The organism is Pseudomonas sp. FYR_7, from assembly GCF_043106155.1.
Lineage (GTDB): Bacteria > Pseudomonadota > Gammaproteobacteria > Pseudomonadales > Pseudomonadaceae > Aquipseudomonas > Aquipseudomonas parafulva_B.
Genome location: NZ_JBICMI010000069.1, coordinates 16,957 through 39,278, shown reverse-complemented (window position 1 = coordinate 39,278; position 22,322 = coordinate 16,957). Strand labels below are relative to the sequence as shown.

General features: G+C 61.3%; 19 protein-coding genes. 14 read left to right on the top strand and 5 right to left on the bottom strand.

The features are described 5' to 3' along the window. Positions 1 to 32 precede the first annotated feature (32 nt). Positions 33 to 2,780 (top strand): DNA polymerase I, encoded by a 2,748-nt coding sequence (polA, locus tag ACF8R3_RS16815; protein ID WP_058638710.1) that lies wholly within the window; start codon positions 33 to 35, stop codon positions 2,778 to 2,780. Positions 2,781 to 3,079: 299 nt separating this feature from the next. Here the strand turns inward: polA and yihA are convergent, their stop codons facing one another. Further along, positions 3,080 to 3,712 carry a ribosome biogenesis GTP-binding protein YihA/YsxC gene (yihA, locus tag ACF8R3_RS16810; RefSeq protein ID WP_058638709.1) on the bottom strand — a complete coding sequence of 211 codons (633 nt, stop codon included), beginning with the start codon at positions 3,710 to 3,712 and terminating at the stop codon, positions 3,080 to 3,082. A 228-nt stretch (positions 3,713 to 3,940) separates the two neighbouring features. Here yihA and ACF8R3_RS16805 point away from each other — a divergent pair, with 228 nt between their 5' ends. The 7 genes from ACF8R3_RS16805 to ACF8R3_RS16775 all read left to right on the top strand — a co-directional run bounded on the left by ACF8R3_RS16805 (position 3,941) and on the right by ACF8R3_RS16775 (position 11,056). Then, positions 3,941 to 4,213 (top strand): cytochrome c5 family protein, encoded by a 273-nt coding sequence (locus ACF8R3_RS16805; protein ID WP_078477785.1) that lies wholly within the window; start codon positions 3,941 to 3,943, stop codon positions 4,211 to 4,213. 31 nt (positions 4,214 to 4,244) lie between these two features. After that, positions 4,245 to 4,862, top strand: coding sequence for a cytochrome c (locus ACF8R3_RS16800; protein WP_023532830.1), 618 nt, complete (start codon positions 4,245 to 4,247; stop codon positions 4,860 to 4,862). 151 nt (positions 4,863 to 5,013) lie between these two features. Next, positions 5,014 to 5,646, top strand: coding sequence for a thiol:disulfide interchange protein DsbA (gene dsbA, locus ACF8R3_RS16795; RefSeq protein ID WP_058638708.1), 633 nt, complete (start codon positions 5,014 to 5,016; stop codon positions 5,644 to 5,646). Between the two features lie 11 nt (positions 5,647 to 5,657). Further along, the gene (locus tag ACF8R3_RS16790; protein ID WP_023532864.1) at positions 5,658 to 6,512 is read left to right on the top strand and encodes an endonuclease/exonuclease/phosphatase family protein; all 855 of its coding nucleotides are present in this window, start codon (positions 5,658 to 5,660) and stop codon (positions 6,510 to 6,512) included. A gap of 95 nt (positions 6,513 to 6,607) precedes the next feature. Continuing rightward, positions 6,608 to 8,482 carry a GGDEF domain-containing protein gene (locus ACF8R3_RS16785; RefSeq protein ID WP_058638707.1) on the top strand — a complete coding sequence of 625 codons (1,875 nt, stop codon included), beginning with the start codon at positions 6,608 to 6,610 and terminating at the stop codon, positions 8,480 to 8,482. Positions 8,483 to 8,557: 75 nt separating this feature from the next. Continuing rightward, the gene (locus ACF8R3_RS16780; protein WP_058638706.1) at positions 8,558 to 9,346 is read left to right on the top strand and encodes an N-acetylmuramoyl-L-alanine amidase; all 789 of its coding nucleotides are present in this window, start codon (positions 8,558 to 8,560) and stop codon (positions 9,344 to 9,346) included. Positions 9,347 to 9,451: 105 nt separating this feature from the next. Continuing rightward, positions 9,452 to 11,056 carry an EAL domain-containing protein gene (locus ACF8R3_RS16775; RefSeq protein WP_058603692.1) on the top strand — a complete coding sequence of 535 codons (1,605 nt, stop codon included), beginning with the start codon at positions 9,452 to 9,454 and terminating at the stop codon, positions 11,054 to 11,056. 15 nt (positions 11,057 to 11,071) lie between these two features. On the opposite strand, the gene ACF8R3_RS16770 is transcribed toward ACF8R3_RS16775, so the two are convergent. Then, positions 11,072 to 12,838 carry a KinB sensor domain-containing domain gene (locus ACF8R3_RS16770; RefSeq protein WP_058638795.1) on the bottom strand — a complete coding sequence of 589 codons (1,767 nt, stop codon included), beginning with the start codon at positions 12,836 to 12,838 and terminating at the stop codon, positions 11,072 to 11,074. Positions 12,839 to 12,849: 11 nt separating this feature from the next. After that, entirely contained in the window at positions 12,850 to 14,196 is a 1,347-nt protein-coding gene (gene algB / locus ACF8R3_RS16765) for a sigma-54-dependent response regulator transcription factor AlgB (protein ID WP_023532715.1), read from the bottom strand. A 212-nt stretch (positions 14,197 to 14,408) separates the two neighbouring features. On the opposite strand from algB, the gene ACF8R3_RS16760 reads away from it, so the two are divergent. The 6 genes from ACF8R3_RS16760 to ACF8R3_RS16735 all read left to right on the top strand — a co-directional run bounded on the left by ACF8R3_RS16760 (position 14,409) and on the right by ACF8R3_RS16735 (position 19,778). After that, a complete protein-coding gene (locus ACF8R3_RS16760) occupies positions 14,409 to 15,230 on the top strand; it encodes a BON domain-containing protein (protein ID WP_196141329.1) in 822 nt (273 codons plus the stop codon). Positions 15,231 to 15,403: 173 nt separating this feature from the next. Then, positions 15,404 to 15,694: a hypothetical protein gene (locus tag ACF8R3_RS16755; protein ID WP_058603694.1), complete on the top strand. Its 291-nt coding sequence runs from the start codon at positions 15,404 to 15,406 to the stop codon at positions 15,692 to 15,694. A 33-nt stretch (positions 15,695 to 15,727) separates the two neighbouring features. After that, complete coding sequence (locus tag ACF8R3_RS16750) at positions 15,728 to 15,889, top strand: DUF1328 domain-containing protein (RefSeq protein ID WP_023532363.1); 162 nt, start codon at positions 15,728 to 15,730, stop codon at positions 15,887 to 15,889. Next, positions 15,886 to 16,356 (top strand): inhibitor of vertebrate lysozyme family protein, encoded by a 471-nt coding sequence (locus ACF8R3_RS16745; RefSeq protein ID WP_326384174.1) that lies wholly within the window; start codon positions 15,886 to 15,888, stop codon positions 16,354 to 16,356. The genes ACF8R3_RS16750 and ACF8R3_RS16745 overlap by 4 nt, the downstream gene beginning before the upstream one ends. 729 nt (positions 16,357 to 17,085) lie before the next feature. After that, entirely contained in the window at positions 17,086 to 18,414 is a 1,329-nt protein-coding gene (gltP, locus tag ACF8R3_RS16740) for a glutamate/aspartate:proton symporter GltP (protein WP_058603696.1), read from the top strand. Positions 18,415 to 18,548: 134 nt separating this feature from the next. Next, positions 18,549 to 19,778, top strand: a complete 1,230-nt coding sequence (locus ACF8R3_RS16735) for a nucleoside recognition domain-containing protein (RefSeq protein ID WP_023532681.1) — start codon at positions 18,549 to 18,551, stop codon at positions 19,776 to 19,778. Between the two features lie 31 nt (positions 19,779 to 19,809). On the opposite strand, the gene ACF8R3_RS16730 is transcribed toward ACF8R3_RS16735, so the two are convergent. Together ACF8R3_RS16730 and ACF8R3_RS16725 are read right to left on the bottom strand one after the other, a co-directional pair. Continuing rightward, positions 19,810 to 20,832, bottom strand: a complete 1,023-nt coding sequence (locus tag ACF8R3_RS16730; RefSeq protein ID WP_392475037.1) for a DUF5924 family protein — start codon at positions 20,830 to 20,832, stop codon at positions 19,810 to 19,812. A gap of 76 nt (positions 20,833 to 20,908) precedes the next feature. Next, positions 20,909 to 22,315, bottom strand: coding sequence for a pitrilysin family protein (locus ACF8R3_RS16725; protein ID WP_326384173.1), 1,407 nt, complete (start codon positions 22,313 to 22,315; stop codon positions 20,909 to 20,911). Between the last annotated feature and the right edge of the window lie 7 nt (positions 22,316 to 22,322).

Sequence of the window (22,322 nt, the reverse complement as noted above, 5' to 3'; positions counted from 1 at the left end):
CGCCGGACCCGTCGAAAAGGTTGATTCTGCTCATGAGCCAAGCGCCCCTCGTCCTCGTGGACGGTTCCTCCTACCTTTATCGCGCCTTCCATGCCCTGCCCCCGCTGACCACGTCCAAGGGTATGCCGACCGGTGCGGTGAAGGGTGTGCTCAACATGCTCAAGAGCCTGCGCAGGCAGTACCCGGACAGCTTGTTCGCCGTGGTGTTCGACGCCAAGGGCGGCACGTTCCGCGACACCCTGTTTGCCGACTACAAGGCCAACCGCCCCAGCATGCCGGACGATCTGCGGGTGCAGATCGAGCCGCTGCATGCCAGCGTCAAGGCCATGGGCTACCCACTGTTGTGCGTCGAAGGCGTCGAGGCTGACGATGTCATCGGTACCTTGGCCCGTAGCAGCGCGGCGCTGAACCGCCCGGTCATCATTTCTACCGGCGACAAGGACATGGCGCAGCTGGTCGACGGGCACATTACCCTGGTCAATACCATGACCGGTAGCGTGCTGGACGTGGCTGGCGTGCACGAGAAATTTGGGGTCGGCCCCGAGCACATCATCGACTTCCTGGCGCTGATGGGCGACAAGGTCGATAACATCCCAGGTGTGCCAGGCGTGGGCGAAAAGACTGCCGTCGGGCTGTTGACCGGGATCGGCGGGGGGCTCAGCGACCTGTACGCGAACCTGGACAAGGTGCCTGCGCTGCCTATCCGTGGCGCCAAGAGCCTGCCCGCCAAGCTTGAAGAGCACCGGGATGCGGCTTTCATGTCCTACGAGCTGGCTACCATCAAGATCGACGTGCCGCTGGACATCGAAGTCGATGCACTGGTGTGCGGCGAACCGGACCGCGAGGCGCTGCTGGCGCTGTACACCGAAATGGAGTTCAAGAGCTGGATTGCCGACCTGCAGCGCGATGCGGCTCGGGAGGGGGACCAACTGCCCCCGGTGGAGGCCCCGGCGGCCATGGTCGAAGCCCGCTATGAAACCATCCTTGATCAAGAACGCTTCGACGCCTGGCTCGAGAAGCTGCGCCAGGCACCGCTGTTCGCGTTCGATACCGAAACCACCGGCCTTGATGCCCAGCGCGCCCAGCTGGTAGGGATTTCCTTTGCCGTCGAGCCCCATGAAGCGGCCTACGTCCCTTTGATGCACGACTACGAAGGCGCCCCTGTCCAGTTGGATCGTGAGGCCGTCCTGCTTGCGCTCAAGCCCCTGCTGGAGGATCCGGCAAAAGCCAAGGTGGGCCAGAACGCCAAGTACGACATCAACATCCTTGCCAACGGTTCGCCCGCGATCCAGGTGCGGGGTGTGGCCTATGACACCATGCTCGAATCGTACGTGTTCAACTCGACGGGCACGCGGCACGACATGGACAGCCTGGCGCAAAAGTACCTTGGGCACACCACCATCGCTTTCGAGGACATTGCGGGCAAAGGTGCCAAGCAGCTGACTTTCAATAAGATTCATCTGGACAAGGCTGGCCCCTATGCGGCCGAAGATGCCGACATCACCCTGCGCCTGCACCAGGCGTTGCAGGCGCACATGGCCAAGACGCCCAGTGTGCAGCCGGTGCTCATGGACATCGAAATGCCGCTGGTGCCGGTGCTGGCCAAGATCGAGCGCCAGGGCGCGTTGGTCGATGCGGCGCTGTTGCACGTCCAGAGCGGCGAGCTGGGTGTGAAGATGGCCGAGCTGGAGCAGCGGGCCTTCGAACTGGCGGGGGAGGAATTCAACCTGGGTTCGCCCAAGCAGCTGGGCGCGATTCTGTACGACAAGCTGGGCATGCCGGTGATCAGCAAGACGGCCAAGGGCCAGCCATCGACGGCAGAAGCCGTACTGGACGAGCTGGCCGAACAAGGGTATCCACTGCCTGAAGTGCTGATGCAGTACCGCAGCCTGAGCAAGCTCAAGAGCACTTACACCGACAAGCTGCCAGGGCAGATCAACCCGCGCACGGGTCGCATCCACACGTCGTACCAGCAGGCAGTGGCGGCCACTGGCCGTCTTTCGTCCAGTGACCCGAACCTGCAGAACATTCCGATCCGTACGGCCGAAGGCCGGCGAATCCGCCAGGCCTTCATCGCAAGCCCTGGCTACAAGCTGCTGGCCGCCGACTACTCCCAGATCGAGCTGCGCATCATGGCGCACCTGGCCAAGGACGAAGGCTTGCTGCACGCCTTCCAAAACGATCTGGACGTGCACCGTGCGACGGCAGCGGAAGTATTCGGCGTCGCGCTCGAACAGGTTACCCATGACCAGCGGCGCAGCGCCAAGGCGATCAACTTCGGGCTGATCTACGGCATGAGCGCTTTTGGCCTGGCCAAGCAGATCGGGGTGGACCGCAAGCAGTCCCAGGACTACATCGATCGTTACTTCACCCGCTATCCAGGGGTGCTGGCCTACATGGAACGTACCCGTGCCCAGGCCGCAGAGCAGGGGTTCGTGGAAACCTTGTTCGGTCGCAGGCTCTACCTGCCTGATATCAACGCCAAGAACCCAGCCTTGCGCCGAGGAGCCGAGCGCACGGCGATCAACGCGCCGATGCAAGGCACGGCCGCCGATATCATCAAGCGTGCCATGGTCAACGTGGACAACTGGCTGACCGAAAGCGCACTGGATGCGCGGGTGATCCTGCAGGTGCACGACGAACTTGTTCTCGAGGTGCGCGAAGACCTCGTGGACCTGGTGAAAGATGAAATTCGAAAGCATATGAGCCAGGCGGCGCAGCTGGATGTGCCGCTGCTGGTCGAGGCCGGTGTAGGCGCGAACTGGGACGAAGCCCACTGATTGCACGGGGCAAAGGGGCGTTGTGTGGCGATTTGTCGTTACAGGCGCCCCGGCCTGTGTCCAGCTGTTTCATGAAACTGCGGCAAATAGTTCCAGGCCCCAGGAACTAAAGCAGTGAACTGCAACTCAGAGTACCTGAATGGCTGGTGAAGCCGTTCGATGCTCCTATGTTGTGTTAAGTGTTGGCAGATATCCGGACCCCGCCCTAGCGGTCCGGGCTTGGACCCCGAACTTCCCCCTCCCCATACGAAGTCCGGGGTTTTTTTTGCCTGAAATTTGCCTGATGCGGGCCTTCGCCCTCAGGCGGCAGGCTTGTCTTCGAGCTCCATCCAGTCGGCCAGCACGCGGTAGGCGTCTTCAAGGCCCAGGCGCTTGGGGGCCGAGAACAGTTGGATGGTCACGCCTTCGCCCCAGCCTTTCCTGATCTCCGATTGCACCTTGAGCAAGGTGTTCTTGGCGGCGCCGTGGGTGAGCTTGTCGGCCTTGGTCAGCAGGATGTGCATGGGCATGCCGCTGGCCTTGGCCCAATCGAGCATCATTTTGTCGAAGTCCGTCATCGGGTGGCGGACATCCATCATCAAGATCACGCCACGCAGGCATTCGCGGCTACCCAGGTAAGCTTCCAGGTGGCGCTGCCAGTGCTGCTTGAGGGGGATGGGCACCTTGGCGTAGCCGTAGCCTGGCAGGTCGACCAGGCGGCGTTCGTCATCCAGGCTGAAGAAGTTCAGCAACTGGGTACGGCCGGGTGTTTTCGAGGTACGGGCCAGGCTGGCATGGGTCAGCGTGTTCAGTGCGCTGGATTTGCCGGCGTTGGAGCGGCCGGCGAAGGCCACCTCGTAACCCTGGTCGTCCGGGCATTGTTCGACCTTGGCAGCGCTGAGGGCGAATTTGGCTTTCTGGCACAGGCCGAGGATGGGGTTCTTGACTTGCATGGGATATCCGATGTGGTGATGCCAGCCCCCTGTCGAGCGGAGCCTGGCAAGCGGTGTCGTTTCCGTTTGGGTGGCGGAAGTATATAATGCCCCAGTTTTTGTGTGCTCATTCTCCCGGCTTTGGGGGACGAGCATGGGGTGTCGAACATGAGCTTGCGCATTAGAACGCAGCGCGGCCCCCAACCCTGAACGTCATGGCGCAATACGCAATGGCCGCTTGCTGTCGGTCTGTTCCTGCCGGTTTTCAGCGCACAGGCTACACAGGATTCCGAGGTGTTGTACAACCGCGTGTGTGCGGGGGGTACAGCGAACGCCTGCTCCATGAGCCCAGACGGGCGATCGGGCAACCCGAATCCTGATCTGGCGCAATGCATGAATAGCTCGGCACGGCACAATGCTCAGGGTTTCAAGGCTATGCCGCCGCGTGGATTGTGCATGGACTGCAGTGCCGAGGACTACCGTCTGGTCATCCTTTGGATGAATGGCAGTCCCGATACATAACATTTCACCCCTAGCCGTGTTGGATTAGCTGATGAACAAACTAGTCGTGAGTCTGCTGTTGAGCCTGGGTGTCGCAGGTGCGGCCACTGCTGCGCAGCCCGTCAAAGGCGATGCCGCCGCAGGTCAGGCCAAGACGGCCGTCTGCGGGGCCTGCCACAACCCAGATGGCAATAGCCTGGCACCGAACTTCCCCAAACTGGCAGGTCAAGGCCAGCGCTACCTCGAAAAACAAATGCACGACATCAAGTCCGGCAAACGCGTCGTGCTGGAGATGACCGGCATGCTGGCCGGCTTCAACGACCAGGACCTGGCCGACATCGCGGCGTATTTCGCCAGCCAGAAAGGCAGCGTGGGTGCAGCCGACCCTGCGCTGGTCGAGCGTGGGCGTGCGCTGTTCAACGGTGGCGACCTGGACAAGGGCATGCCGGCCTGCACGGGCTGCCACTCGCCTGACGGGGCAGGTATCGCACTGGCCGGGTTCCCTCACCTGAGCGGGCAGCATGCCCAGTACGTGAGCAAGCAGCTCACCGACTTCCGTGAAGGCAACCGCACCAATGATGGGGATGCCATGACCATGCGCACCATCGCCGGGAAGCTCAGTAACCATGACATCGAGGCCTTGGCCAGCTACATCCAGGGCCTGCATTAATGCCGGGTTAATGTTGCAAGCCAAAGATGAAAGGGCGGCGCGGCTGCCCTTTTTTTTGCCCGCAGCCGTTACACTACAGAACTAGAGCCCTCCCCGGCCTGTCTCAATCCAGGTCGTGCCGTGGCGACCCATGACTGCTCAGGAGTAAAGCATGCGTAAACTGATTCTCAGCGCTGCGCTGGTCGCTGCCAGCGTACTTGGTATGACTTCCGTCCAGGCCGCAGAGCCTGTAGCCGGCAAGGAATATGTCGAGCTGAGCAACCCGGTTCCGGTTTCCGTGCCTGGCAAGATCGAAGTGGTCGAGTTGTTCTGGTATGGCTGCCCGCATTGCTATCACTTCGAGCCTGTCATCAACCCTTGGGTCGACAAGCTGCCCAAGGATGTCAACTTCAAGCGTGTGCCGGCCATGTTCGGTGGCCCTTGGGATGCCCATGGCCAGATGTTCCTGACCCTGGAAGCGATGGGCGTCGAGCACAAGGTGCACGCGGCGGTATTCGACGCCATTCAAAACCAGCGCAAGCGTCTGACAAGCCCAAAAGACATGGCCGATTTCCTGGCAACGCAAGGTGTGGACAAGGCCAAGTTCCTGGCTACCTACAACTCCTTCGCCATCAAGGGACAGGTCAACCAGGCGAAAGAACTGGCCAAGAAATATGAAATCACTGGCGTTCCCAGCATGGTGGTTAACGGTAAGTACCGCTTCGACCTGGGCACCGCTGGTGGGCCAGAGGGTGTCCTCAACGTGGCCGACCAGTTGATCGACAAGGAGCGCGCTGCCAAGTAGGCAGCGCACCCATGCCTCGCCTACGGGCCACGCGCGGCGTTGCCCTGCCCCAGCCGCAGGTCAACGAGCATCACCTGCAAGCCCCCGGTTTGCCGGAAGATGGTCGTCTGCGGCTGCTTAGCTTCAATATCCAGGTAGGCATCAGTACCGAGCGTTATCGGCATTACCTGACGCGCAGCTGGCAGCACCTGTTGCCGCACACTGGCCGAGCCAGCAACTTGCAGAAAATCGGTAAGTTGCTTGGGGACTTCGACCTAGTGGCCCTGCAAGAGGCGGATGGGGGCAGCATGCGCTCGGGCTATGTCAACCAGGTCGAGCATCTGGCCCAACTGGGTGCCTTCCCCTACTGGTACCAACAGCTCAATCGCAACCTTGGGCGCTTCGCCCAGCACAGCAATGGCGTACTGAGCCGTCTGAAGCCTCATCAGCTCGAAGATCACCCACTGCCTGGCCCAGCAGGGCGCGGGGCTATCCTGGTGCGCTTCGGCGAGGGTGAGGACGCGCTGATCGTGGTCATGATGCACCTGGCATTGGGCGCCAAGACCCGCGCACTGCAGCTGGCCTACATCCGCGAACTGATCGGCGGGTACCGCCATCAGGTGTTGATGGGGGACATGAACACCCATGCCACCGACCTGCTCGAGCACTCACCCTTGCGCGACCTTGGCCTGATCGCGCCCCAGGTGGAGGCCACCTTCCCCAGTTGGCGACCACAGCGCTGCCTGGACCACATCCTGCTCAGCCCGAGCCTTACCCTGGAAAGGGTCGAGGTGCTGGCCCAGCCGATTTCCGATCATCTTCCCGTGGCCGTCGAGATCCGATTGCCTGATGCATTGACTGTGGATACGCTGCCGGCCTTGAGCTGAATCAACTGACGCCTCGCTTGCCCTCAAGTGTCCCGGGCGCGCGCCGACAGTGTGTATCAGACAGCCCCAGTTGTATCACCCGTGCGGACACAGGCATGACCGAAGAAGCCGAGCGCTGGAAAGAAAAATACCTGATAAGCATTGAGCAACAGGAGAAGCTCGAACGTCGCTGGGAAGCGCGCCTGGACTTGCTGCGTCGAGGCCTGGTTCGCAGTACGTTGGCCGCCGAGGGCAGCGACAAGGTCGTCGACCAGTGCATGAAGGAAATGCGCGAGGTCATTCGCAGTGACAATATGGATGCCGGGCTTGCCGGCCTGATCCCCCGTCTTGAAAAAGCCGTACTGGAGTCTGAGCAGCGCCGCGAAACCCGCATGCACCAAGTGGGCGATGCGCTGACGGCGCTCGTCGATCAGTTGCAAGGCCTGCCGTTGAGCAGCGATGTCTCAAGGCCCTTGAAGAAGCTTGCCAAGCGGCTGGAGGCCGGCGTTACCCAGTCTCGTGATCTGCCGCCACTGCTGGGGGAACTCAGTGGTCTGCAAGGGCGTGCGCTGGCCGCGCTGGACAGGCCCGAAGGCGGATCGCGGGGCGGCTTTCTGCAGCGATTGTTCAAAGGCCGCGATGAACCGGCGCCTGTCGAGGCCGCCAGCGAGCAGGTGACGGGCCCCGCCCCTGTTGCCGCGCAACCCCTGGTACAGGAAGTATCTCTTCTGTCTCACCACGATGGGCATGAAGGCAACGATGCGTCCCCGTCGCTGATCGAGTCTGAACACGTGCCGGGTGTCGAGCCGCCACCCATTCCCCCGGCACCTCCCATGGCAATGGATACGCCATTGCGAACTGAAGCGGATGATGGCCCGCCCCCTCTGACTGATGTGCCGCTGTCTGATCAAGACGCCTATGCGCTGCCCTACGCAGTCGAGCCGCCCTACAGTCAGGTTGCCGCCCATATCGAGCAGACGCTGCTCGGTCTATTGGATGACCTGAGCCTGCCAGATCGCCACAAGGCGCAGGCGCAGGCGATGCGCGAACGGGTGGCGCGCGGTATGAACTGGTACGAGTTGATTCCTGTACTGGATGATCTTGCCGTGTTGCTGCTGGCGATCACCGACAGTGGCCAGCATGAGTTCGAAACCTATCTGCAATTGCTCAATGAACGGCTCGAAGGTTTCCACGGCCACTTGCAGGCCGCCAGTGCCGGTCACGCCGACAACAGCAGTGCAGCACGCCAGCTGGACACGCAATTGCGTGAACAGGTGGACGGGCTGCAAACCGACATGCAGGGCGCCGCAGACGTATCGAGCTTGAAGCACCTGCTCGAAAGCCGACTCGAGGGCTTGCTGATGACAATGGACCAGCACCAGCACGAGCGCGACCGCCGCGAGCAGGCGCTGGCTGGGCGCCTGCAGGGCCTGTCCGAGCGCGTGGCCAGCATGGAGCAGGAAGCGTTGGGTTATCGTGAGCACCTGGAGGAGCAGCGGCAAAAGGCATTGCTCGACCCACTGACCGGCCTGCCCAATCGTGCGGCCTGGAGCGAGCAGGTAGAGCGCGAAATGCAGCGCTGGCAGGAAAACGGCGGCGACCTGGCCATGGCGATTCTGGACCTGGATCATTTCAAGCAGATCAACGATGGCTACGGGCATCTGGCCGGCGACAAGGTATTGAAGATCGTGGCCGATCAGTTGCGCAAACGGCTGCGGGGCCAGGATTTCATTGCCCGCTTCGGGGGCGAGGAGTTCGTGTTGCTGCTGCCCGACACCTCGCCGGCGGACGCATTACAGGTCGTCGAAACAATGCGCCTTGCCGTAGAGGCCTGCCCGTTTCACTTCAAGGGAGAGCGGGTGGTAGTGTCCACGTCCATCGGCCTGAGCGCCTTCAGGCCCGGCGAGGTGGCCGATCAGGTGCTCAAGCGTGCCGACGCAGCGCTTTACCGTGCCAAGCAACGGGGGCGCAATTGCGTGGAGCAGAACTGACCGGGGCCTGGCAAGGGCGAGCGCAGATGCGGGGAGACCGTTATACTGTAGCGCTCATTCGCTGAGGCCACTGCCGTGCTTTCCACGCTGAAAAAAACACTGATCACCTTACTGCTGCTGACTGTCGCTGGTTGTTCGACGGGCTTGCGCATTGACCGCAGCCACCCGTCAGCCAACCACGACAACCGCATTCAGTTCGTGGTGCTGCACTATACCAATGCTTCGCTGGAGCGCTCGTTGGCGTTGCTGACCCACGGCGAGGTCAGCAGCCACTACCTGATCGGTGATGGCCCCGCCACTGTCTACCAGTTGGTGGATGAAAGCAGGCGAGCCTGGCACGCTGGCGATAGCCAGTGGCAGGGCAGAACCTGGTTGAACTCATCGTCCATCGGCATCGAGATCGTCAATGCTGGCTTTACCGATACGCCTGCCGGGCGGGTATGGCACCCCTACAGCGAAGCGCAGATCCAGTCGCTGATCGCGCTGCTCAAGGACATCGTCAAGCGTAACGGCATCGAACCACGGCACATTATTGGCCACAGCGACATCGCGCCACTGCGCAAGCAGGACCCCGGCCCGCTGTTCCCGTGGAAACGCCTGGCCGACGCCGGCCTGGGCGTTTGGCCTGACGCCTCTGCCGTGGCTCGCCAGCAGGCCTATTTTGAGGTCAATCCCCCTACTATTGGGTGGTACCAGCAGGCCCTCGCCCGGTTTGGCTATGCCGTCGAGCAGACGGGCGTGCCCGATGTCCAGACGCGGCACGTGATCGCGGCGTTCCAGATGCGCTTTCGACCTCAACGCTTCGACGGCCAGCCCGATGCGCAGACGGCCGCCATGCTCGAGGTGCTCAACCGCATGCCGTAAAGCGTTGACGGCTGGCAGTTTGGTCCTCGCCCAAGCGAAGCGCTAAACGGCAAAGGTAATTGTCCATTGAGTTGCTATACCTTGGTAATCAACTGGATGCCTTCGATGCCTGATCGCCTGACGGCCTTGCGCCAATTTTTCTACCGTCCCTGGATGCTTGCCGCTTTGGCGGCAATCGCCAGTGCCGCCTTGTTGCTGACCGCCAGCATCGCCATTGCGTTGCAGCAGATGAAACAAAGTGAAAGCGAACAGATGAATGCTCAGGGCGAGCGTTTTCTGGAGCGACTCGAGCAGGTGTTCGGGCAGTTGCGCGAAGGCGTGGACTTGTTGGAGACGCAGCCTTTGCGTGGCTGCGGCCCCGCCATGCTGACGGCCTTGCAGCAGATCGGGTTGAGTTCACGGTTCATCTACGAGGCGGCCTATGTCGACGGTGATGTCGCGTGTTCGAACCGAGGTGACGAGCGGGCTTTCGTGCCGCTGCGCCCGCCAGATATCAAGGGGCCGGTCTACAGCTATTGGCTCAATACCACCACCGAGCCCGACGAAAACCTTGCCGCGCTGATGCTGGGGCGTGGCCGGTTTCTGGTGTCAACCTCCCGCGGGCACCTGACCGATGTGGTGGATTTGCCCCCGGGCGGCAGCTTGTTGGTCGTGCTGGATAACGGTGCCCGGGCGATCCCGGTACTGGGCCCGCCCCAAGTGTGGCCACCGCCTTCTGTGTGGTCGACCAGCCACAAAACGCTGCTGGAGTTCAGCGACCGTCTGATCTATCGCATGCCCACCAAGTCTCCTGATTACCAGTTGGTTCTGATCGCACCACGCGCAAGTCTCCCCCTGCGCATGAATGGCGCCCTGTGGCTGCTGTTTCCAGGCAGCGTACTGGGTGCTTGTTGCATCGGCTGGCTGGTCTTGCAGTTGGCGCAACAGCGACGCTCCATGAGCTCGGAGCTACAGCAGGCGCTGAGTCGTGGCCAGTTGCAAGTGCTTTACCAGCCGATTTTCGAGCTCGACAGCAGGCGCTGTGTGGGTGCCGAGGCATTGGTGCGTTGGCGTCGGCCCGATGGCAGCTTGACCAGCCCTGAGCTGTTCATCCCGCTGGCCGAAAATACCGGGCAGATCCGTGAGATCACCGACTTCGTCCTGCGACGCGTCCTCGAACAACTCGGCCCGCTGTTGCGCTCACGGCCCATGCTGTACATCTCGGTGAACCTGGCGGCGTGCGACGTGATGGTTCCGCGTGTTGGGGAAGTGGCGGCACGCTTGCTGGCGCTGCACCGGGTGGCCCCTAGGCAGATCGCCTTCGAGGTGACCGAGCGCGGCCTGATCGATGTGGTGGTGGCGCGCGAAAACCTGCAAGCACTGCGCGCCCAGGGCCATCAGGTGCTGATCGACGATTTCGGTACGGGCTACTGCAGCCTGGCCTATCTCCAGACCTTGCCCGTGGATTGCCTGAAAATCGACAAGGCATTCATCGATGCGCTGGGCCACGATGCCGCCAGCAGCGGCGTGGCACCGCATATCATCCGCATGGCCCACGACCTGCATCTGCGGGTGATCGCCGAAGGTATCGAGCGTGAAGACCAGGCACTGCTGCTGCTTGGTGAGGGCGTGAAGTACGGCCAGGGCTGGCTGTTCGCCAAGGCCCTGACGGCCCGTCAGTTCGCCGAGCTGGTCACGCGGGATAAATTGCCACGGGGCAGACAGGCCTGACGCGCCTTGCGAGCATCAGACCGGCAGGGCCAGGTAGAACTGGGTACCTTCACCCGGTCGCGAGAAGACGCCCATGCGCCCACCGTGCAACTGCACGATTTCCTTGCACAAGGCCAGTCCCAGGCCGGCTCCACCTTTCTTGCGCCCTACTTGCACGAACGGCTCGAAGATACGGGCCTGCTGGCCATAGGCGATACCCTCGCCCGTGTCCTCGACACTGATGATCACGCGTTCGGCATGGCGCCGCGCATGCAGGCGGATGCGCCCGCCCTGTGGGGTATGCCTGACCGCGTTGTGCAGCAGGTTGTCCAACACACGGTCGAGCTGGGCAACGTCAGCCTGAATGCGTGGCAATGGCGGTTCCAGGGCCAGGACCAGTTCGATCTGCTTCTGGCCCGCCTGGTCGGCGAAGCGTAATTGCGCCCGCTCCAGCAGTTCATCGACGGCGCAGGGCGCCAGGTCGAGCTTTTGCAGGCCGCTTTGATAGCGGCTGAAGTTGAGCAGGTCATTGATCAACTGGGTCAGGCGCTGCATTTCTTCGCCGATGGTTTCCAGCAGATCGTACTCACGCGCTTCTTCGGGAAACTTGACCCGTTCGCGCAGCAGGCCGAACGCCATGTGCATACCGGTGACAGGCGTGCGCAGCTCGTGGGAGGCGCGGAGCACGAACTCGCTGCGCACCCGCTCGAAGGCACGCTGTTCTGTCACGTCGTGAAGCACCATCACAGCGCCCAGGATCGGGCCCTGGGGATGGCTGACGGGCGTCAGGCTATAGGTCAGCAGACGCGTTTCCTCGTCAACATCAATGTGAAGGTCGTCCGGTTGCCGGTCCAGACTGCCGCCGCGCAGCACCTGGCACAGTTGCTGTTCCAGCTCAGGTCGTTCCAGGGCTTCGGCCAGGCTGCTGCCAACACGGCTGTCGTTCCAGCCCAGTTGGCGTTGAGCAACCGGGTTCAAGTGCTCAAGCAAGCCCTGTCGATCGATGATCAGCAGGCCATCATCGATACTGTCGAGCACGGCTTGCAGCCGCTGCTGCCCGGCGAGCAATTCGTCGACATTGGTGGCCTGGTGCTTGCGCAGGGCGTCGGCCATGATCCCGAAGCGACGCGTGAGCTGGTTCAGCTCGCTAGCTTGAGTGATCGGGAGCGTGACATCGAAATTGCCCTTGCCGAGCTGATCGGCTGCCTTGGCCAGGGCCTCGATGGGCTGCCCGAATCGGCGGGCAATGTTGTGGGCAGTGATAAAGCCCAGAACCAGGACCACCAGGCCCATCAGGCCCAGCACGCCGCCGACCAGCAAGGCGCGGGCACGGCTTTGTTCTTCGCTGCGAGCGATGTTGGCCAGCGCTTGTTTGTGGGAATCGATCAGGTCGGTGCGCACTTGATTGAATGCGGCGCCCAGTGGCTGGTCCACGGCGAGGCTGCGCGAAGGCGCCGGGGTTGCGTGGTAAGCCTCCAGAAATGCCTGGTAGTGGTCGCGGGCTTCGCTGAACCCAGGCCGCTGGCCACCGTCGGCCAGGCTTTGGTCGAGCAGGTGTTGGAAATTGTCTTGCAGTGCTTGCAACTGATCTGGAGCCGTGTCCGTATCCAGCAGCAGAATGAGCTGCTCACCGAGGTTCTGGCGTAGCTTCAACCCCACGTCCAGCGAGTGATTGGTGTCGCGAACCAGCGCCTGTTGGGCCGAAGCCATTTGCAGGACGCTTACCAAGCCAAGCAGCAGCCCCAAAAGGGCGACCGTGACCAGCGCCGAGATGCTGAGAAAGAGCCGCGTGCGCAGCTTCATGGTCGGCCACTTCACAGGTTGTACTGCTTACGCTTGCGATACAGAGTCGACGCGTCGATCCCGAGGGTCTTGGCAGCTTGGTCGAGCGTGTCGCTGGCAGCCAGCACGGCGCCGATATGCGCGCGCTCAAGCTCATCCAGGCTCAAGGCGGCCCCTACACGCGGCGCGTTGCTTGCCGGTTGCTCGCCCATGCCCAGATGGCTGATCTCGACCTTTTCCTGGGGACAGATGATGCTGGCCCGCTCGATCACGTTACGCAATTCGCGAATGTTGCCCGGCCAGCGGTAATTGAGCAGCGCTGCGCGTGCCTCGTCGCTGAAGCCGCGTGCTGGCCTTGAGTATTCCTTGACGAAGCGGGCCAGGAAGCGGTCGGCGAGCGTGAGGATGTCTTCACTGCGCTCGCGCAGGGGCGGCAGGTGCAAGGTGATGACGTTCAGGCGGTAGAGCAAGTCTTCGCGGAAACGGCCCTCGCGCACCATTTCCTCAAGGTTGAGGTTGGTGGCGGCGAGGATGCGCACATCGGCCCGGCGGGTGACGGGGTCGCCAACACGCTCATATTCCTTGTCCTGGATGAAGCGCAGCAACTTGGGTTGCAGGGTCAGGGGGAAGTCACCGATTTCATCGAGGAACAACGTACCGCCGTCCGCCTGGTTGACGCGGCCAAGGGTGCTCTCGCTGGCGCCGGTAAAGGCCCCTCGCGTGTGGCCGAACAGTTCGCTTTCCATCAGCTCGGCATTGAGCGACGGGCAGTTGATGGTCACGCAGGCCTTGCGCGCACGCTTGCTCCAGCCGTGGATGGCGCGGGCCAGCTCACCTTTACCGGTCCCGGACTCGCCCAGGATCAGGATGTTGGCATCTGTGGTTGCTACCTGGCGGGCTGTTTCCAGCACGACCATCATGGCCGGGCTGTGGGAGTCCAGGCCATCCTTGGGCTTGCGCACTTCGCCTTCCAGGGCTTCCAGGCGGGCGGAAAGCTGGCGTACCTCCAGTTGCTTGGCTGTGGCCAGGCGCAACTGGTCAGGACTGCAAGGCTTGACCAGGTAGTCGGCGGCACCGGCTTGAATGGCATCGACCGCCGTGTCGATAGCGGAGTGGGCGGTCACGATGACCACGCGCATCCACGGTGCCTGAACACGCATCTGGGCCAGCACGTCCAGGCCATTGTCCTCGCCCAGACGCAGGTCGAGGAAGCACAGGTCGAACACCTGGCGCTGCAGCAGGCTCTCCGCCTGGGTGGCGCTGTTGGCGGTCGCCACGCTGTAGCCCTCGTCTTCCAGGCAGTAGCGGAAGGTGCGCAGGATCGCGGACTCGTCATCCACCAGCAGAATGCGGCCTTGCTTGTCCTGGGCTGATTCCATGTACCTGCGCTCCTTTGGGAAATATCTTTGTTTAGTGTGGGAAAAATCGGGCAAGTTGCATGGTCAATTCTGAAGGATTCTGCCCTTTGCACGCCAGCGGGTTGACCAGGAAGCTTGAAGACACCCGTGGGGCCGGCGATTTGCTTAGAGAGGTTGGTTGGCACATTGGTTGCGAAGAGTTTCAGATTTTGCCTACAAAAGGAGACTACGACATGCCTTTCCCCTTTCGCGCACTTGCGCTAGCGGTCAGTTTGCTGCCCCTCGCCGCTGTGGCCAGTGACGATCCTGTCCACGATGCTCGCCTGGAAGGTTCGCTGCAGACGGCGGTGTCCTTGAATCGGCTCCTCAATCCTTATCGAATCACCGTTAAGGTCGATGGGGCGTCGGCGCGTTTGGCTGGGGAGGTCGAGAATGAGGTTGAGCGACGTTTGGTCGAGGAAGTGGCTTTGGCGACTTCTGGTATCGAGAAGGTCGACAATCAGGTGCAGGTCAATCCTGAGCTGGTCGAGCGTCCACTGGCGTTGCGCGCTTATGCCCAGCGCACGAAAGACGTGACGCTTACGGCAGTCATACGGTCACGGCTGTTGTGGAGCCGCCTGACTGAAAAGGCACCCATAGAGGTACAAAGTGACAGCGGTGTCGTCACGCTCCGGGGGCGGGTAGACAACCCCGAGGCAAAGGAGCTTGCGGGCGTCGTGGCGCGTACGACCGAGGGGGTGTACCTGGTCAACAACCTGATCAGCCTGGACACCGCAGCCATGATCAAAGCTAAAGACCAGCCTGTGGATGCCCCGACCGGACCGCAGCCAAGCGATGCCTGGATCGTCGATAAGGTCCAGAGCAGTTACAGCTTCAGCCGCAACCTTGACGGGCTGAATCTGAAGGTGGTGAGCCAGGATGGCCTGGTCAGACTCTCCGGCGAAGTCGTCAGCCCGGAGCAGAAGAATATCGCGACGGACATCGCCAGACAGATCATTGGTGTGCGTGGGGTCGATGCCGACATGCTCAAGGTGGCAACCAAGGTTGAAGGGTGATCGTGCATTTCGCACGGCCCCCCAGGGGGCATCGTGCAGGATACGTGGTAGGTCCTAATGGTTCAATCTTTTAACTCGTTGAAAAATAAGGATATTTTCTAATTTGAAAGCTGGCACGCAGGCTGCAATTACTTGTTCAAGTCTGGACAAAAATCACAGCAGGAGAAGCCGGTATGAACCGCCCATCTGTCAACCGTTTGCACGTTACCGCCCTGCCACTGCGTCAGATCATGTCGCTTGGCATCGCGGTCATGCTGACTTTGGCAGCAGGGCTGTTCTACTACAGTGTGCAAACCGCCCGCCTGGCCGACCAAGTGGCGGCGCAAACCGCCCTGCTGTCGCAGATCCAGAACACCCGCGCCAGTAACCTCGTGCAAGCAGCCGAGCCGCTGCCATCGAAGGGCAAGGCCGAGTCCCCTGCAACCGTTGAACATGTCGTACCACAGGACCGTTGGGTGTTCTGATCACCCTGCTTTCGAAAACAAAGGAGAATCATCATGCTGAGCTGGGCTATCACTTTCCTCATCATCGCCATCGTCGCTGCAGTTCTGGGCTTTGGTGGTATCGCTGGCGCTGCAACGGGTATCGCCAAGATCCTGTTCATCGTCTTCCTGGTTCTTTTCGTTGCTTCGTTCTTCTTTGGACGCGGTCGCAGATGAGCAGGCTGTTACGCAATGCCGTAGCTGGCGTTCTGATGATGAGCGCCACTGCAGCAGCGCTGGCGGCCAATGATGGCCAGCTACGCGTCGATCAATTGCTGGGTAGCGACGCCGAGTACCGGGAATCCTGGCAGGACGCCGTAAAAGGCGAGGAACGCCTGCCCGATTGGGTGTTGAACCTGACGGGAAGTTCGCCTCAGCAGATGTCGGCGGTCACGGAAGACGGTGATAAATACCTCGTAGGCCCGCTCTGCGAAGCCGCGGACAAATGCACTTACAAGCGTTTGATCGTCGCATTCAGCTGGGACAAGGATGACGCCTACGGGATGCTGGTGGAGGTACCGGAAGGCCTGCCCAGCGACAAGTCGCCTACCCGCCATGCGCAGTATCGGTGGCTTGGCAAACCTGACGAGGGCATGAAAACCATGCTTCAGGAGCAACTCAAGCGGGACCCGAACTGGTACTGAGTCGCAAGACCGGTGTGGTTCAGGTTTGGCACTGTCATGAAATAGAAGCTGAACGGCCGTAGGCTTGCAGCCTTCTATGATGCGCCGCTCCGAGGAGGAGCAGCACATGACCAAGGGGCCGGGCTGTTTTGATCGCTACAGGATCGGAGTGGCCTAGGGGTACAGGGAGTGCCTCCACCTGTTGGGCCGGGTCAGGCAAGGCAGAATCGGAAGTTCCAGGTCAGTAGAGCCCTGAACGATCTTCAGGGTGGACCTGGCTTCCGAGGAGCCATCCAGATGGCAGTGCACGATGCACGAAATCCATCTGGGGACACATTTTGTCTCAACCGCGCGTCTTTTTTTTCGTGAGCTGTGCTATCTATATCAGCTGCGTTTGAAGCATTCGGATTGTCGAACAACCAAGCTTCTTTTACTTTCCCCTGCGACTATTTCAGCCGTCATATGGCGTTTATGTCTTGTTCGGGATTCCGAACAGCGCTTCGCAGGACGCCTATTCCCTTCTAGATACCCCACTTTCCCATGCTCAATCGGTATGGGGTATGCGTTTCCGGCATTAGATTTCCCTTCTTCCCATCGCAATAGTTGCGGCCTTTTTCGCCGACCGAGCCCTGCGCTCGTCTGCGCTGTCCTTACAACACGTCGCTAATCGGCGAATTCACTCCGGGCTTGTGTCCATCTGCTGTCCGGTTGCCGTTAGTCGACATGACCACTACAACAAAGGGTAAAGACATGAAGAAGGCAAAACTGAGCCTCGCCTGGCAGATCGTCATAGGTCTGGTACTGGGCGTTGCAATCGGCGCGCTCCTGAACCACTTCAGTGCAGAAAAGGCCTGGTGGATCAGCAACGTCCTTCAGCCTGCTGGTGATATCTTCATTCGCCTGATCAAGATGATCGTGGTCCCGATCGTGATCTCGTCGCTGATCGTGGGTATCGCTGGGGTTGGCGATGCCAAGAAGCTTGGCAGTATTGGCCTGAAGACCATTCTCTACTTCGAGGTCGTCACGACCATCGCTATTGTTGTGGGCCTGGTGCTTGCCAACCTGTTCCATCCGGGCGCGGGTATCGACATGAGCACCCTTGGTACTGTGGACATCTCCAAGTACCAGGCGACCGCCGCCGAGGTGCAGCATGAGCATGCCTTCATCGAGACCCTGCTCAATCTGATCCCGTCGAATATCTTCGCGGCGCTGATGCGCGGTGAAATGTTGCCGATCATCTTCTTCTCGGTCATGTTCGGCCTTGGCCTTTCGAGCCTGCAAGCCGAGCTGCGCGATCCTCTGGTACGCACCTTCCAGGCCGTATCGGAGACCATGTTCAAAGTCACCCACATGATCATGAAGTACGCGCCGATCGGTGTGTTCGCGCTGATCGCGGTGACCGTTGCCAACTTTGGCTTCAGCTCGTTGCTGCCACTGGCCAAGCTGGTGCTGCTGGTGTATTTCGCCATCGCCTTCTTCGCCTTCATGGTGTTAGGGCTGGTAGCGCGCCTGTTCGGTTTCTCGGTGATCAAGATCATGCGCATCATGAAAGATGAGCTGATCCTGGCCTACTCCACCTCAAGCTCGGAAACCGTCCTGCCACGGGTTATCGAAAAGATGGAGAAGTACGGCGCGCCCAAATCGATCTGCTCGTTCGTGGTACCCACCGGCTACTCGTTCAACCTCGACGGCTCCACCCTGTACCAGAGCATCGCGGCCATCTTCATCGCCCAGCTCTACGGTATCGACCTGTCGTGGAGCCAGCAGTTGCTGCTGGTGCTGACCTTGATGGTGACCTCCAAAGGCATCGCCGGGGTACCAGGCGTTTCGTTCGTGGTGCTGCTGGCCACCCTGGGTAGCGTGGGTATCCCACTGGAAGGCCTGGCGTTCATTGCCGGTGTCGACCGCATCATGGACATGGCGCGCACGGCGCTCAACGTGATCGGCAATGCCCTGGCGGCGCTGGTCATCTCCCGCTGGGAAGGCATGTACGACGCGGCCAAGGGCGAGCTGTACTACGCTTCGCTGATCGCCGAGAAGCCTGAAACTGCCATGGTGGGTGAAGCAGCCAAACGCTGAGGCCAAACCTGTTGGACCCAAAGCCCCGACCCGTCGGGGCTTTTTGTCGTCTGTGGCATCCATACTCACGGCGAGCCGCAGCCAGGGCAGTGTTCGATACGTTATGATTCGGGCATTTTCGGGGAGGTACGTGGATGCTCAACGGCTTATGGCTCGGCTTTTTCCTGGTAGCGGCCATATCTGCCATGGCTCAATGGCTGGTGGGTGGCAACGCCGGCATCTTCGCGGCCATGGTCGAAAGCATCTTCGCCATGGCGAAGCTGTCGGTCGAGGTCATGGTATTGCTGTTCGGCACCCTGACCCTATGGCTGGGCTTTCTGAAGATCGCCGAGCAGGCGGGTATCGTCGAGTGGCTGGCCAAGGTACTGGGCCCCTTGTTCGCACGGCTGATGCCCGAAGTGCCGCCTGGGCACCCTGCGCTAGGGCTGATCACCATGAACTTTGCGGCCAATGGCCTGGGCCTGGACAATGCTGCTACCCCTATCGGCCTGAAGGCCATGCGTGCCCTGCAGACGCTCAACCCCAGCAGCACCACGGCCAGCAACGCGCAGATCCTGTTCCTGGTGCTCAACGCGTCTTCCTTGACCCTGCTCCCTGTAACCGTGTTCATGTACCGCGCCCAGCAAGGCGCGCCCGACCCAACCATGGTGTTCCTGCCTATCCTGCTGGCCACCAGTGTGTCGACGCTGGTCGGGCTGCTGTCGGTCGCGGTGATGCAGCGTTTACGGCTATGGGACCCTGTGGTGCTGGCGTACCTGGTACCCGGCGCGTTGCTGCTGGGGGGCTTCATGGCCTTTCTCGGCACGCTGTCGGCAGCCGCGCTGGCCAGCTTGTCCTCGATCCTGGGCAACCTCACGCTGTTCGGGGTGATCATCGTCTTTTTGATCATCGGCGCGCTCAAGCGGGTCCAGGTCTACGAAGCATTCGTCGAAGGGGCGAAGGAGGGCTTCGACGTTGCCAAAAGCCTGCTGCCCTACTTGGTGGCGATGCTGGTGGCGGTCGGTGTACTGCGCGCATCCGGGGCGCTTGAGGTGGCGTTGGACGGTATCCGCCATGCGGTGAACTGGATGGGCCTGGATACGCGCTTTGTCGAAGGGCTGCCAACTGCCCTGGTCAAGCCGTTTTCCGGCAGTGCTGCACGGGCAATGCTGATCGAGACCATGCAGGCCCAGGGTGTTGACAGCTTCCCTGCCTTGGTCGCAGCGACCATTCAGGGCAGTACCGAAACCACGTTCTACGTCCTGGCCGTGTACTTCGGCGCCGTGGGCATTCAACGGGTGCGCCATGCCGTGGGGTGTGCACTGTTGGCCGAGTTTTCCGGTGTGGTGGCAGCGATCTGCGTTTGCTACTGGTTCTTCGGCTGACCGGCGTTTCTGGCGGTACACGATGCGCCGCTCATGAAGCGGCGGCATCCTCGACTACCTTGAAGCGCAGTACACCGATCACCTGGCCATCCTCAGTCAGTACCCTCACCTGCCAACGCCCTACCGGGTTGGGCGGGAAGTTCTGCTTGTGGGTCCAGGCTCGATAGCCTTCCTTGCGCCCACCGTGAATGTCTAGGGCGATACGGTCCACTTCCTGCCCGTCTTTCTGCCATACATGGTAGATCCGCTCATTCAGGCCGCGCGGCGCGTTGATGGCGGTGTAGGCGTAAAGGCCGCTGCTGCGAATACGGCTGGCAGCGATTTTATCCAGTGAATCTCCCGGCTCACGGTTAATGACCTCGGTGCTCACGGCGACTTCGGTCATCCACAAGGTGGCCGGCGGCACCCAGGAGCGCAACAACCAACCCCCGCCACCGACGGCCAGCGTGATTACCACCAGGGCGACACCGCGTCGCCAGTTGCTGACCGGAAAACTGCTGACCAGGCTCGGGAAGGACAAGGCCATGGCGATGATCAGGGCCAGCTTGAAGCTTTGCGCGGTGGTGAGGTGAAGGATGATCGGCAGGGCGGTCAGCAAGGCGGCGAACAGGGTCAGGGTGTGAAGCGCCATGAACAGCCAGCGCCGCGGCGCGAGCCAGCGGTAGTACAACGGGTCGATGATCGAGACCAGTCCGGCGCCGCCCAGCAAGCCTGTAAAGATCGACTGGCCGCTGTTCCAGGTGGTGGTGATGAAGAAAAACGGCAGTACGAAGAACAGGGATTCCTGATGGATCATCTGCGTGGCATAGCGCAACAGCGGCTGGGGTATTTCACGCTTGAAGGTCCGCGTGAACAGGCGGGTGAGCGTGCTTTCGAGCATCAGCCAGACCCAGCTGACCAGCAGCAGGACGGCGATCCAGCTGGCGAGGCCCGCCTGCCGGTCGACCAGGATGAAACTGCCTACACCTGATAGAAAACCACCCAAGGCAATGACGCCCGGATAGCGTTTGAGCAGTTCGATGATGCGCTGGGCGATCTTAGGTATTGGGGGCATGGGGCTGCAATGCTTGGGAGTGGCTAGGAGGCGGCCCTTGCATGCACGACGCGGGCATTGAAAGGATACCGCCGTTTCACACGTGCCGAGTAGCACCGCCTGGCTTGTCAGGGGCCTGTCGACGCCAGCGCAGAAGGCATGCGGCGAGCAGCAACCCTGCCAGCAGGAACGACAGGCCGTAGAGCTCATCGTACCCGAGCAGCGGTTTTTCGATACGAATGTAGCCTTCATGGGCGAGCAACTGTTCGAGCGCCTGGTTGGCTTGCTCCAGGCTCACGCGCTGCAACTGACGTACAGGGCTGGCGAAGCGGCCGTCGGTGTAGTCGTTCAGTGCGCCCCAGTAATAATCGGCAAGGGCACTGTTGCCCTGGGTTGCCCAACTTTCCTTGGCGATGCTCGCTTGCTTGATGCGGGCAAAGGTGTCCGGGTCCAGACCCTGCTCGCGCAAGTGATCGAACAAGCGCCGCATGACCTCGATCGCCCTTCCTATATCATCGCGCTCAAGGTCGGCGTTGAGGCTGAGCAGGCCGGTATCACCGAAGCTCTCGCGCTGGACCGAGGGCCCATAGGACAGGCCATTGCGCAGGCGCAGCTGGTCATATACTGCCCAGTCCAGGTAACGGGAGAGCAGATCCAGGGTGGCCTGGTGGTCGTTGTCCAGCACCGGCTCGATGAACAGCCAGTGGAGTTTGGCCGTGTCGCCCAGCCAGCCGTGCATCAGGTCGCGCCGTTGCTTGGCCTCTTGGCTGATCGATTCCAGGTCGCGGCGGTCTTCCGGCTCGGTGGCCGGGAGTTCGCCGAAGGTTCTTTCCAGGTAGGCGGGCAACAGGCGGTCCAGCCCACCCACCATGATCAGTGTCATGTTGTTGGCCGCGTACCAACGCTCGCGCAGGCCCTGGACCTGTTCGAGGGTCATGTCGTCGAGATTGGAACGCTCGGGGCATTTCAAGCCCAATTCCGTTGCCAATTGCTGCCCGGCGGGGTGACCGATGTCTTGCCGGTCCAGCCAGCGCTGTAGATGCCCGTAGTGGCCACCGTCCTCACGCTCAATGATGCGCTTGGCAGTCGCCAGGGCCTTGGCGTCGATCTGGGTGTCGCGAATGATCGACAGCAACAGGTCGAGTACCTTGCGCTGATTGCGTGCGGGCGCTTCGATCACGAACGTGGTGTCGGCATTGCCCGTGAACGCATTCCATTCGCCACCCAGTGCCTGCAGGCGCTCTTCGAGGCCTCCTTCGCCCGTGTCGTCCACCCCACTGAACAGCAAGTGCTCCAACAGGTGCGGCAGTTCTTTCTGGTCACAGCCGAAGTCGTCCAGGCCCACGCCCACGACCAGGCGAATAGACACATGGTCGCGTTCGTAGCCGTCCTTGAGGATGACCTGCAGGCCGTTGGGCAGCAGGTAGCCCTCCACGCGAGCGCGGTCCAGGGCAAAGGAGCAGAGGCTAAACATCAGCAGGCAGATGAACATCAGGCAACGCATGGGCGAG